At 54.1% G+C, this 12,843-nt stretch carries 11 protein-coding genes; 9 read left to right on the forward strand and 2 right to left on the reverse strand.

The features are described from left to right. The first annotated feature begins 39 nt into the window (after positions 1-39). The 5 genes from NIG5292_RS03035 to NIG5292_RS03050 all read left to right on the forward strand — a co-directional run bounded on the left by NIG5292_RS03035 (position 40) and on the right by NIG5292_RS03050 (position 5,360). Positions 40-1,599: an FAD-binding domain-containing protein gene (locus tag NIG5292_RS03035; RefSeq protein WP_048597895.1), complete on the forward strand. Its 1,560-nt coding sequence runs from the start codon at positions 40-42 to the stop codon at positions 1,597-1,599. A gap of 10 nt (positions 1,600-1,609) precedes the next feature. Continuing rightward, on the forward strand, positions 1,610-1,765 hold the full coding sequence (locus tag NIG5292_RS14545; protein ID WP_370726270.1) for a DUF2256 domain-containing protein: 156 nt from the start codon (positions 1,610-1,612) through the stop codon (positions 1,763-1,765). A gap of 101 nt (positions 1,766-1,866) precedes the next feature. After that, positions 1,867-4,026 (forward strand): malate synthase G, encoded by a 2,160-nt coding sequence (locus tag NIG5292_RS03040; protein WP_048597897.1) that lies wholly within the window; start codon positions 1,867-1,869, stop codon positions 4,024-4,026. A gap of 18 nt (positions 4,027-4,044) precedes the next feature. After that, positions 4,045-4,473: a GlcG/HbpS family heme-binding protein gene (locus NIG5292_RS03045; protein WP_048597899.1), complete on the forward strand. Its 429-nt coding sequence runs from the start codon at positions 4,045-4,047 to the stop codon at positions 4,471-4,473. 137 nt (positions 4,474-4,610) lie between these two features. Continuing rightward, on the forward strand, positions 4,611-5,360 hold the full coding sequence (locus NIG5292_RS03050) for a gamma-glutamyl-gamma-aminobutyrate hydrolase family protein (RefSeq protein WP_048597901.1): 750 nt from the start codon (positions 4,611-4,613) through the stop codon (positions 5,358-5,360). A gap of 3 nt (positions 5,361-5,363) precedes the next feature. On the opposite strand, the gene NIG5292_RS03055 is transcribed toward NIG5292_RS03050, so the two are convergent. Further along, a complete protein-coding gene (locus NIG5292_RS03055; protein WP_048597902.1) occupies positions 5,364-5,813 on the reverse strand; it encodes a GNAT family N-acetyltransferase in 450 nt (149 codons plus the stop codon). A 208-nt stretch (positions 5,814-6,021) separates the two neighbouring features. On the opposite strand from NIG5292_RS03055, the gene NIG5292_RS03060 reads away from it, so the two are divergent. From NIG5292_RS03060 to NIG5292_RS03075, 4 genes are all read left to right on the forward strand, one after another. Beyond that, positions 6,022-7,596, forward strand: a complete 1,575-nt coding sequence (locus NIG5292_RS03060) for a Re/Si-specific NAD(P)(+) transhydrogenase subunit alpha (protein WP_048597904.1) — start codon at positions 6,022-6,024, stop codon at positions 7,594-7,596. A gap of 13 nt (positions 7,597-7,609) precedes the next feature. After that, entirely contained in the window at positions 7,610-9,043 is a 1,434-nt protein-coding gene (locus tag NIG5292_RS03065) for an NAD(P)(+) transhydrogenase (Re/Si-specific) subunit beta (protein ID WP_048597906.1), read from the forward strand. Positions 9,044-9,247: 204 nt separating this feature from the next. After that, positions 9,248-10,528, forward strand: a complete 1,281-nt coding sequence (locus NIG5292_RS03070; RefSeq protein WP_048597908.1) for a DUF3422 family protein — start codon at positions 9,248-9,250, stop codon at positions 10,526-10,528. 86 nt (positions 10,529-10,614) lie between these two features. After that, positions 10,615-11,778: a M20 aminoacylase family protein gene (locus NIG5292_RS03075; RefSeq protein ID WP_048597910.1), complete on the forward strand. Its 1,164-nt coding sequence runs from the start codon at positions 10,615-10,617 to the stop codon at positions 11,776-11,778. A gap of 3 nt (positions 11,779-11,781) precedes the next feature. Here the strand turns inward: NIG5292_RS03075 and moaA are convergent, their stop codons facing one another. Beyond that, positions 11,782-12,786, reverse strand: coding sequence for a GTP 3',8-cyclase MoaA (gene moaA / locus NIG5292_RS03080; protein WP_048598178.1), 1,005 nt, complete (start codon positions 12,784-12,786; stop codon positions 11,782-11,784). Positions 12,787-12,843 lie beyond the last annotated feature (57 nt).

Below are 12,843 nucleotides of genomic sequence, written 5' to 3' on the forward strand. Positions count from 1 at the left end.
ATGCGGAGCAAGTCGATCCGACGCATTTGATAGACATTCATGCTTGTCCATGTGTTCGCCCGCCTTACATCCCACCGCGTGGACCAGACGATAAATATTTTGTGGCTTAAGCGTGATCTGCGCGTTGCCGACAATCCCGCACTCGCCAAGGCGGTGCAGGGTGATCATTCTGTTGTGCCGCTCTACATTGTAGAGCCGGAATATTGGCAGCTGCCTGATACTTCGGCACGGCAATATGCATTTTTGCGAGAAACCCTACACGATCTTGCCAAAACACTAGCCGGGCTTGGCGCGCCTTTGGTTGTACGCGTTTCAGATGCCGTTCAGGCTCTCGATGAGTTGTCAAAGACATACCAGATCAACCAGATTTTCAGCACAGAAGAAACGGGTAACGCATGGACGTTTCGACGGGACCAGCGGGTAGCTGCGTGGGCTAAACATACAGGTATTACGTGGACGCAGGTGCCGCAATTTGGTGTAGTACGTGGCCTGCGCTCTCGGGATGGGTGGGCGGCCAGTCGAGAGAAATCTGTTCGGCTGACTCAGATTGATCCCCCCGTTGCCATGCGGCCTCATGGTGTGGAAAGCCAGCGCATGCCAAGCCTTGTGGAGCTTTCGTTGATTGACGATTGTCCGAACCGGCAGGCCGGTGGGCGCGGTTCAGCGTTGTCGCTACTCGGTGGGTTTCTGACAGAGCGCGGCCAGTCTTACCGCGCTGCAATGTCATCACCGCTTGAAGGGGAGTGGGCCTGTTCACGGATGTCGCCGCATCTTGCGCTGGGCGCGCTTTCGGTCCGTGAGGCGGCCCATGCAGTGCAGGCGCGGAGCCGTGAAGTAACAGGTACTCGGTCAGGGTGGAGTGGTTCATTGCGCAGCTTTCAAAGCCGCTTGGCATGGCGCGATCATTTTATGCAAAAGCTTGAAGATGCACCGCGGCTTGAGTATCAGGCTATGCATTCGGCCTACGAAAACCTTAGGCCAAAACATCCCAACGCTGAACGACTTCATGCGTGGAAAACCGGACAAACGGGCATTCCATTTGTAGACGCTTGCATGCGGTACTTGATCCACACCGGTTGGCTGAATTTTCGGATGCGGTCGATGTTGATGTCTGTCGCAAGTTATCACCTTTGGCTTGACTGGCGCAGCACGGGCCCGCACTTGGCGCAGGTGTTCACAGATTATGAGCCGGGCATTCATTGGAGTCAGGTCCAGATGCAATCCGGCACAACCGGTATCAATACGGTGCGGATGTATAATCCGGTAAAACAGGGGATTGATCAGGATCCGAACGGAATATTTACACGCCGCTGGTGCCCTGAATTGGCACAGGTACCTGATCGCTTTTTGCAAGAACCTTGGCGTTGGGACGGTGCGGGCACAGTTGTTGGCACTTTATACCCTGAGCCCATAGTCGATTTGCCGCAAGCGGCGCGTTTTGCACGCGATCAAGTCTGGTCAGTCCGTAAGGGCGCGGCCTTTCACAATGAGGCAAAAACGATCGTCAAAAAGCACGCCAGCCGGAAATCAGATCGGGGCTTTCAGCGCGACAAAGCCCCCAAAGACCCGGACACACGCCAAATGAGCTTTGATATTTGATATGCCAAAAATGCGAAAGAAATCTGACCTCCCCTCAAAACCATGTGCACAGTGTGGTTTGCCGTTTAACTGGCGAAAAAAGTGGGAAAAAGTGTGGGATGAGGTCCGTTTTTGCTCAGACCGTTGTCGCCGCGATGCTAAGTCAAAACCACGTTCAGTGAAGTAAAACTTAATCGACAGTCAATATTTCTCGTTTGCGAAGGGGCCATCAATCCATCAGGGTCTGGCCAACCCGAAATTCTAATGACTTGTCTGGGAGGGCACCTCATGACCGACACAAACCAAAACCGCGTGCAACGTGCAGGGCTGGATGTTGACGAAACACTGGCCACATTTCTTGAAACATCTGCTCTTCCGGGTACTGGCGTTGATTCCGATACATTCTGGGACGGTCTCGCAGGCCTGATCGCCGATATGGGCCCAAAGAACACTGCGTTTCTGGCCAAGCGCGCAGACATCCAAGCGAAGCTGGACGCCTACCATATTGAGCGCCGCGGCACCGATCATGATGCGCAAGCCTATCAGGACTTTTTGACAGAGATTGGCTATCTTGTCCCCGAGGGGGATGATTTTGCGATTGAAACTGCGAATGTGGACCCTGAAATTGCAAGCATCGCAGGGCCCCAATTAGTTGTGCCGATCAACAACGCACGCTTTGCGTTAAATGCTGCAAACGCGCGGTGGGGCAGTTTGTATGATGCGTTCTATGGCACGGATGCCTTGGGCGATCTGCCTGCAGCGGGCGGCTATGATGAGGCGCGCGGATTGCGCGTTGTGGCAAAAGCCAAGGCACATCTTGATGCTGCAGTGCCTCTTGCTACGGGCTCATGGGCCGATGTGACTGGCTTGACTGTTGAGGGTGGCGCGTTGAGCTGTGCGACCGCAGGTGGCACAGTGGCCCTTGCAGACCCCGCGCAATTTGTCGGCCATAAGGACGGCTCACGCTCTGAAATTCTGCTTGTGAAGAACGGCATGCATATTCGCATCGTGGTCGATGCGGAGCATCAGATCGGCAAGACGGATCCTGCAAACATTGCCGATGTCATTTTGGAATCTGCACTGTCGACCATCATGGATTGTGAAGATTCCGTGGCGGCCGTGGACGGTGTGGACAAGGCGCTGGTTTACAAAAACTGGCTCGGCTTGATGAAGGGCGATCTGCGCGAAACTGTTAGCAAGGGTGGTAAATCTTTCGACCGCGTATTGGCCGATGATCTGGAGTTCACAGCAAAAGACGGCACTGCGCTTACCCTGAAGGGGCGTGCATTGATGTTGGTGCGCAACGTTGGCCACTTGATGACCACGCCCGCGGTACGGGATGCGAACGGCAATGAGATTGGCGAAGGTTTGCTTGATGCGATGTGCACCACGTTGATCGCGATGCATGATCTAAAGCGTGACGGCGGTAACTCGCTGCACGGGTCGGTTTATGTTGTGAAACCCAAAATGCACGGACCAGACGAAGTTGCTTTTGCAGACGAAATTTTCACCCGGGTTGAAAGCATCTTGGGGCTGCCGCAGAATACGGTGAAGCTTGGCATCATGGATGAAGAGCGCCGCACGTCTGTGAACCTTAAAGAATGTATCCGTGCCGCAAAATCACGGGTGGCGTTTATCAACACAGGCTTCTTGGACCGTACGGGTGATGAAATTCATACCTCAATGGAAGCAGGCCCGTTCATGATGAAGGGCGATATGAAAGCTACCCCGTGGATCGCGTCTTATGAAGATCGCAACGTGGATATCGGTTTGGCCTGTGGCCTGCAGGGCAAAGCGCAGATCGGCAAAGGTATGTGGGCGATGCCCGATCGCATGGCAGACATGATGGACGCCAAGATCGGTCACCCGAAATCCGGTGCAAACTGTGCATGGGTTCCATCCCCAACGGCTGCAACGTTGCACGCGACGCACTACCACCACGTGGATGTTTTTGCGGTCCAAGATGATCTGAAAGCTGGCGGTGCACGCGGGACACTGGCTGACCTGCTGACCATTCCAGTGGCTGATAGTACCCAGTGGAGCGCAGAGCAAATCCAGCAGGAGATTGAAAACAACGCTCAAGGTATCTTGGGATATGTTGTGCGGTGGGTCGATCAAGGCGTTGGGTGTTCAAAAGTGCCAGACATCAATGATGTGGGTCTGATGGAAGACCGTGCAACATGCCGTATTTCCAGCCAAGCTCTTGCAAACTGGTTGCATCACGGTGTGGTAAGCCGTGACCGCGTCATGGATGCGCTGCGCAAAATGGCGGCTGTGGTTGACGGACAAAACGCAAACGATGCGTCCTATATCCCGATGGCTCCCGATTTTGATGGTGTTGCTTTCAACGCAGCATGCGAGCTGGTATTTGAAGGAACGAAACAGCCATCCGGCTACACAGAGCCGGTTCTTCACGCGCGCCGTCTCGACCTTAAAGCAACTCAATAAAGAATAGGAGCCTGACAAATGGCTGAGATTTCAATTCGCAAAGCACGTCAAATCATCAAAGGCACTTTTGCCAAGGGCCGCGAGATGGAGCTGAAGCCGCTTTCTGTCATCGTTCTGGATGCTGGCGGTCACGTCAAAGCATTCGAGCGTGAAGATGGTGCGGCACCAGGTCGTTTTGCCATCGCGCAGGGCAAAGCCTACGGCGCCGTCATGCTTGGCATGGCAGGCACAGCACAGATGGCGCGTGCAGAGCAGCAGGCGTATTTCATGGCTGCGGTTAACGGTGTTTATGGAGGTCAGGTTGTTCCTGTTCCCGGTGGCGTTTTGGTGCGCGACAAAAAAGGCGCAGTTATTGGTGCTGTTGGTGTCACAGGCGACACATCTGACAATGATGCAGAGGCCGCATTGGCGGGCCTCGCGCTGGCGCAGCTTGAAGGCGAAATCTAAGGCACATCTTAGGGGCCAAGCCCCCAGATGATCTAAAAATGAAATGAGCGTGCAGGCAGAGGTGCTTGTGCGCTCATTCTCTTTCGCTTTGCGGTTTTGTCTCTAAAGTAAACGCACGCATCAACGAGAGGGATTCTATGCAACGTCCAGTGATTGGGGTTATCGGTAACTCTTATCTGATCAATGATCAGTATCCTGCCCATGCGGCGGGCACGATGAATTGCGAAGCTGTTGCTCGTGTATCCGGTGGCTTGCCCTTGATTGTCCCATCTGATCCGGATCACGTCACTGTCGATGACCTGATGGCGACCTGTGACGGCTTTGTGTTCACCGGTGGGCGGCCCAATGTGCACCCCGAAGAATACGGCGAGGCGGAAACACCTGCCCATGGCACTTTTGATAGATGTCGTGACCGGATTGCCCTGCCGCTTATTCGGGCCTGTGTTGACGCGGGCCTGCCGATCTTGGGGATTTGTCGTGGGTTTCAGGAAGTAAACGTCGCTATGGGCGGCACGCTTCATCCTGAGATCCGCGATCTGGAGGGGCGCGATAACCACCGAATGCCTGACGGTTCTCTTGAAGAGAAATTTGCGATGCGCCACGAAGTGACGTTCACGGAAGGTGGTCCGTTTGCAAAGCTGATGGGTCGGGCCAAGGTTATGACTAATTCGTTGCACGGGCAGGGGATCAAAACCGCGGGTGACAGGATTGTCGTTGATGGTTGGGCGCCTGATGGAACGCCAGAGGCCACTTATATCAAAGATGCCAAGGGCTTTACGTTGTCAGTGCAGTGGCATCCGGAATATCAGGCGGACAAAGACGCAGTTTCGCGGCCTTTGTTTGCAGCGTTTGGGGATGCGGCACGCGCATACCGCGCAGAGCGTTAGGAATTAACGGCTTAACTCCATCACAAAATTGGTCATCCACACCCCACGCTTTTCGAGCCGTTGCGGGGTAATTTCGCGCCAGCCGTGGTGTAAAAAGAATGGCCGAGATAGGTGGCTGGCCTCTGTATAAAGGGGGCCTTTTGTTTGCAGTAAGGCGCTTTGGTAAAGCGCTGTGGCCACACCTTGGCGGTGATGGTCGGGCGCTACAAAGAGCAAATCCAGATAGCCGTCCTGTAATACCGTGATGAAACCAACGATCTGGTCCGTGATTGCCATTAGTGCGCACGGGGCTTGAAGGGCGTTTGCGAACCCCACAGGCATTTCTTTGAAGGGCGCCCAAGCGTGTCGTTGAGGCGCAGAATAAGCAGGCCGCGCGCCTTCGTGAATGGCGCGGTAAAACACGTCGTAACACCCTGTGGCGTCCGCATCTTCGATATTTTTGATCTTAATCACGGTGTCTTTCAGAAAGATTTTAGTAGGCTAAATCGTACGGACATGGGTTCTTAGAGGTATAACAAATAGGCGCTAGTGCACTAATTTGGCACACCGCAGCACTGTTAGCGCGCACATCTCTTGCGCAATATTATTTCAATGGGTAGTGCCAAATGGACCCAGCGTATTAGGTTAGGGTCATAAATCTTACTGAAGGGAAACGCACCAGATGATAATTGGCGCACCAAAAGAAACTTTTGAGGGCGAAGCCCGGGTCGCAATGACGCCCGATAGCGCGCTCCAGTTGCAGAAACTTGGGCATTCGTGCGTGATCGAAACGGGGGCCGGCGCAGCTGCGGGGTTCTCTGACGACGCGTATGCGACGGCAGGTGTCGAGGTGGTGAAAACCGCAGCGGCGCTGTGGAAAGCTGCCGACGTGATCGTCAAGGTACGACCGCCCTCGGATACAGAAGCCAAACGATTGAGCGCGGACAAAACGCTGATCTCGTTCTTCTATCCGGCAGCAAACGAAAAGCTGATGAAAAGCCTGGCCAAGAAAGGCTCAAGCGTCATCGCCATGGATATGGTGCCCCGCATCAGCCGTGCGCAGAAAATGGACGCGCTCAGCTCAATGGCCAACATCGCAGGCTACCGCGCGGTTATTGAAGCGGGTAATAACTTTGGCCGCTTTTTCACAGGTCAGGTCACGGCTGCCGGTAAAGTGCCGCCCGCAAAAGTCTTGGTTGTGGGCGCAGGTGTTGCAGGTTTGGCTGCAATCGGGACGTCCACATCGCTTGGCGCGATCACTTACGCGTTTGACGTACGCCCCGAAGTGGCAGAGCAGATCGAGAGCATGGGCGCCGAGTTTGTCTTCCTTGAGTTCGACGACAGCGAATTGCCCGATGGTGCAGAAACAGGTGGCTACGCGCCGCCCTCATCGCCCGAGTTCCAAGCAAAGCAGCTTGAAAAATTCCGCGAGATCGCTCCTGATATCGATATCGTTATTACGACTGCTTTGATCCCCAACCGTGCGGCGCCACTTTTGTGGACCAAAGACATGGTTGAGATGATGAAGCCCGGGTCTGTCATTATTGACTTGGCGGCAGAGAAGGGCGGCAACTGTGAGTTGACCGTCATGGACGAGAAGATCGTCTCGGATAACGGCGTAACCATCATTGGCTATACGGATTTCCCAAGTCAAATGGCTGCTCAATCTTCCACGCTTTATTCAACGAACATCCGTCACATGCTGGCTGATCTCACCCCTGAAAAAGACGGTGTGATTGTTCACGATATGGACGACGATGTGATCCGCGGCGCAACTGTTGCTCACGCAAGTGAGGTCACGTTCCCGCCGCCCCCACCAAAAGTGGCCGCGATTGCGGTTCAAAAGAAGGAGCCGATCAAAGAGCTGACTGCGGACGAAAAACGTGCGCTTGAGACCGCAGCGTTCAAAAAGCAAACCAAAACCCAAGTCGGTCTTTTGGCTGCCGGTGGTGCTTTGTTGTTGGCGATTGGTCTTGTCGCACCAGCCAGCTTTATGCAGCACTTCATTGTGTTTGTGCTTTCGGTCTTTGTTGGTTTCCAAGTGATTTGGAATGTATCGCATTCGCTTCACACGCCGCTAATGGCGGTGACCAATGCGATTTCGTCCATCATCATCTTGGGCGCTTTGACGCAAATCGGATCGACGTCTGGCATCGTTGTGGTGCTTGGTGCGCTGGCGGTCTTTATGACTGGCATTAATATCTTTGGCGGGTTCCTCGTCACACGGCGCATGCTTGCCATGTTCCAGAAATCTTAAGAGGGTTAGAGACATGGAATATGGTTTCACAACAGCGGCATACGTCGTCGCGGCCGTTTTGTTCATCCTCAGCCTTGGGGGACTATCGGGTCAAGAAAGCGCCAAGCGCGCGGTATGGTATGGCATTGTCGGGATGGCGCTTGCGGTCTTTGCAACGCTCATCGGGCCGGGTTCAGGCTACTGGGCGCTGTCGATCATTTTGATCGCAGCAGGTGGCGCGATTGGCTATCAACTCGCAACCAAAGTGCAAATGACACAGATGCCCGAATTGGTTGCTGCGATGCACAGCCTTGTCGGTCTGGCTGCGGTATTCGTGGGCTTTAACGCCGATATTGAGCTGACCCGCGTTTTGGCAATGGATGACACCGCCAAAAAAGGCCTTGAGGGTTTTGCGGCGCTTCTGGCCAAAAAATCATCTGTCGAAGTCTCAATCTTACGTGTTGAGTTGGTCTTAGGCATCTTCATTGGTGCAGTGACATTCACAGGCTCGGTCATTGCTTACGGAAAGCTTGCGGGACGGGTGGATACATCCGCGACCAAATTGCCCGGTGGTCACATGCTGAATGCGGGTGCTGCGGCGCTGTCTGTACTTTTCGCGATCATGTATTTCAACGGTGGCGGCATGTTCATGTTGGTGCTGGTGACGTTGCTGGCGCTCTTCATCGGCTATCACCTGATCATGGGCATTGGCGGCGCTGACATGCCGGTCGTTGTTTCAATGCTCAACTCCTATTCAGGTTGGGCAGCTGCGGCGATTGGTTTCTCACTTGGCAATGACCTTCTGATTGTTGTGGGTGCGCTTGTTGGCTCGTCCGGTGCGATCTTGTCCTACATCATGTGCAAAGCGATGAACCGTAGCTTTATCTCGGTCATCTTGGGCGGCTTTGGTGGCCCAGCAGGTGAGCAGATGGCAGTCGAAGGTGAGCAAATTGCCATTGAGGCCGACGGTGTAGCGGCTGCGTTGAACGACGCAGACAGCATTGTGATCATCCCTGGCTACGGTATGGCGGTTGCGCAGGCCCAACAAACGGTCAGCGAGTTGGTGCGTAAGTTGCGCGCCAAAGGCAAAAACGTTCGCTTTGCGATCCACCCTGTGGCGGGCCGTTTGCCGGGTCACATGAATGTGCTCTTGGCTGAAGCCAAAGTGCCTTACGACATCGTTTTGGAAATGGATGAAATCAATGATGATTTCCCCGAAACAGATGTTGCGATCGTGATCGGCTCAAACGATATCGTCAATCCGGCGGCGCAAGATGACCCCAACAGCCCAATCGCTGGCATGCCAGTGCTGGAATGTTGGAAAGCCAAACAAGTGTTTGTCAGCAAGCGCGGGCAGGGCACTGGTTACTCGGGTATCGAAAATCCGCTCTTCTTCAAAGAAAATACACGGATGTTCTACGGTGACGCCAAGCAATCCTTGGATAAACTGTTGCCGATGATCGACTGATCTTTGAATGATTTGAAATGACAAAAGCCGCGTTCCGCCATTCGGAGCGCGGCTTTTTCTTTGCCCACGAGAGGCCGCAAAACTTTCCGATAGGCCAAAGTGCATACATTCGTAGACTGATTTTGTTGAAAATAAAGGGGTTTTTCTGTTTGCGAACCGGCGCAACCCTCCTACGTTGAACGTCAACTAATTAGGACATACCCAATGGCCCCAATCACCGACCACCAATTGCGCTATGATTTGGCCAATGAACTTCACGCGCGCCCTTTTCCATCGCTTGATGCGCCGTGCACGGCTGTGTTTCTGGCGATCAAGCAGCCAGCCAATGCTGTTGCGCGGGACCGAAGTGCCGACAGGGCCCATCTTGTGGACTTGCTTGATCGGTTCGGTGCAGCACACCCTCCCCCCGATGCGACGCATTTTTACGGCCAGATTGGTCGCTTCACGCTAAAGTGGGAACAGCATACGGAATTTGTGACTTACACGGTTTTTGAGGAAAGTGACCGCGGCAATGCGTTCGATCCTGTTGCGTTTGATGTGTTTCCTAATGATTGGCTGGATGCCGCCCCCGGTGTGCGGCTGACTTCGGCCCTTTTTCACATAGCACCTCGTCCTGATGATGATGTTGTAGTCAAAAACCTGCAGGATTGGTTTGTTCCCGAAAGCCTTGCGGTTAGCCGCGTGCTTGATGACGCGGCAATTATTGCGGGTGATTTCCGGATCGATCCTGCGGGACACATGCGGTTCGCGATATTTGCGGATGATGACACAGGCAGCCGTAGGATTGGCCGTGTCGTGCAACGCCTGTGCGAGATTGAGATGTATAAGTCGGCTTCCATGCTGGGGTTGGCGCGGGTCAAACAGTTGGGCGCACGTATGGGCGCTTTGGAGGCGGACCTGTCTTCGATGGTGGGTGCGATGACCGATGCGAATGTGGACGCGGACACCACATTGCAGCAGCTTTTGACGATTTCAGCAGAGCTGGAAAACATGATCGCTAAGTCAACATTTCGTTTCGGTGCAACCGGCGCTTACGAGGCAATCGTAAACCAACGCATCGATGTTCTACGTGAAGAACGTTTTAGCGGCCGCCAAACATTTGCGGAGTTTATGATGCGCCGCTTTGACCCTGCGATGCGCACGGTCAAATCCACCGAGGCGCGTCTACAAGCCATGGCGGGCCGTGCGGTGCGCGCAGCTGAATTGTTGCGCACACGGGTTGACGTGGAACGCAGCGCGCAGAACCAGACGCTTTTGGCCAGCATGGACAAGCGTGCCGACTTGCAGCTGCGTCTACAAAAAACCGTTGAAGGCCTATCTGTGGTGGCCATTAGCTACTACGCGGTCAACCTTGCACTCTATGTGTTGGGACCTGCGGGAAAATCGTTGGACCTGTCAAAAGTCACACTGGCTGCGGTAACAACGCCAGTCGTTATCTTGTTGGTGTGGTGGCTTGTCCGCCGTATCCGCCAATCGATGGACTGAACTGGCAGGTGCCACCATCTGGACTATCTGACGTGCGCCTGATTATGTTTCAGTGCGCACTTTCATTATTGATCGAGATTTAGCCGATGCCCATCAAAAACCGTTTTGCCGAAATGCTGCCCGAGATCACTGAGTGGCGCCATGATTTTCATGCCCACCCCGAGTTGTTGTTCGACACCCATCGAACAAGCGGCATTGTGGCCGAGAAACTACGTGCGTTTGGCTGTGATGAAGTTGTCGAAGGTTTGGGTCGTACCGGTGTTGTTGGTGTGATCAAGGGTAAGATTGATACAGATGGTCGTGTTGTGGGCCTGCGCGCAGATATGGACGCGCTTCCGATTTTTGAGGCGACTGGCCTTGCGTATGCCAGCAAAGCCGAGGGCAAGATGCACGCTTGTGGTCACGATGGCCATACGTCGATGCTGCTTGGTGCGGCGAAATATCTGACTGAAACACGGGCCTTCAATGGCACTGTGGTTGTGATCTTTCAGCCAGCCGAAGAAGGTGGCGGTGGCGGCCGTGAAATGGTGAATGACGGCTTGATGGAACGCTTTGGCATTCAAGAGGTCTACGGAATGCACAATTGGCCCGGTGTGCCCGTTGGTACATTTGCAATCCGTTCTGGGCCGTTTTTTGCAGCTGCGGATAATTGGACGATCACCGTCAAGGGACATGGTGGGCACGCGGCCAAACCTCATGAAACGGTCGATCCCACAGTGACGGCCAGCCATATGGTGATAGCGCTTCAAAGCATAGCCAGCCGAAATGTCGATCCGACCAAACAAGTAGTGGTATCGGTGACCAGCTTTGAAACCGAAAGCAAAGCCCATAACGTCATTCCGTCAACAGTGACCTTAAAAGGGACTGTCCGTACGCTTGATGAGGACGTCCGAGATTTAGCTGAGCGCCGTTTGAGTGAGATTGCCAATGGTACCGCCGAGATGATGGGCGCCACGGCCGAGGTCGACTACCTGCGTAATTATCCAGTGATGGTAAACGCTGATGCTGAAACAGAATATGCCGCTGCTGCTGCGCGCGCCGTAAGCGGTGCGTGTGATGAAGCGCCGCTTATTATGGGGGGCGAGGATTTTGCGTTTTTGTCCAATGCCCGCCCCGGTGCGTATATTTTGGTTGGCAACGGTGACACCGCGCCTGTGCACCACCCGGAATACAACTTTACTGATGACGCTATCCCTGCGGGCTGTTCATGGTGGGTAGAAATGGCCCAAAGCCGCATGCCACTTGGCTAGACCCTAGCCACCGGTATGTGACATGTGCCGCGCCACTTGGCCTTCGACGTTCTGTCTTGAGTAATCAAAGTCGTGGCCTTTTGGCTTTAGGCCGATTGCCGCGCGAATGGCGTCATCCAACTGTTCATTGCCTTCACTAGCACGCAGCGGTGCGCGAAGATCTGATTTTCCGTCTTGGCCCAAGCATGTGTAAATCTCGCCTGTGCATGTGATCCGCACACGGTTGCAGCTTTCACAAAAGTTATGGGAAAGTGGGGTGATGAGGCCGATTTTTTGACCTGTTTCCTCAACCCGCACATAGCGCGCAGGACCACCTGTTCTGTCGCTGAGGTCCGTTAGGGTGTATTGGGTTTCAAGCGTTTTGCGCAGCTCTTTTAAGGACCAATATTGTCCGATGCGGTTCTCATTACCGATATCGCCCATTGGCATGACTTCGATCCACGTCAGGTCCATGTCGCGTTGCGCACAGAACTCAGCCAGCGTGAACAATTCATCCTCGTTGAACCCTTTCAGGGCAACGGCGTTCAGCTTGACCCGCAAGCCTGCTGCCTGTGCGGCATCCAATCCACGTAAAACTTGGGGTAGCCGGCCCCAGCGGGTTACTTCGGCAAACTTTGCTTCATCAAGCGTGTCGAGGCTTACGTTAATGCGACGCACACCTGCGGTGTAAAGCGCACCTGCATATTTCTCTAACTGGCTACCGTTGGTGGTCAGGGTCAGTTCATCCAATGTGCCGTTTTCAAGGTGTCGGCCCATGGCTTTGAAAAATGTCATGATTTCGCGGCGCACAAGGGGCTCACCACCTGTGATCCTCAGCTTACGAACGCCCATCGCGATGAAGCGGCTGCACAAACGATCAAGCTCTTCGAGGGTCAACAGATCACGTTTGGGTAAAAACGTCATGTTTTCAGACATGCAATACACACAGCGGAAATCGCAGCGGTCAGTAACAGACAGGCGCAAGTAGGTGATCGCGCGCGCAAAAGGGTCAATAAGAGGCATGTTCATGGGGCGAATGTAGGCAGCACGCTGATGCGCCACAAGTTCAAAACCGGCGTTTTCCAG

The sequence above is a fragment of the Nereida ignava genome, from assembly GCF_001049735.1.
In the GTDB taxonomy this organism is placed as follows: Bacteria; Pseudomonadota; Alphaproteobacteria; order Rhodobacterales; family Rhodobacteraceae; genus Nereida; species Nereida ignava.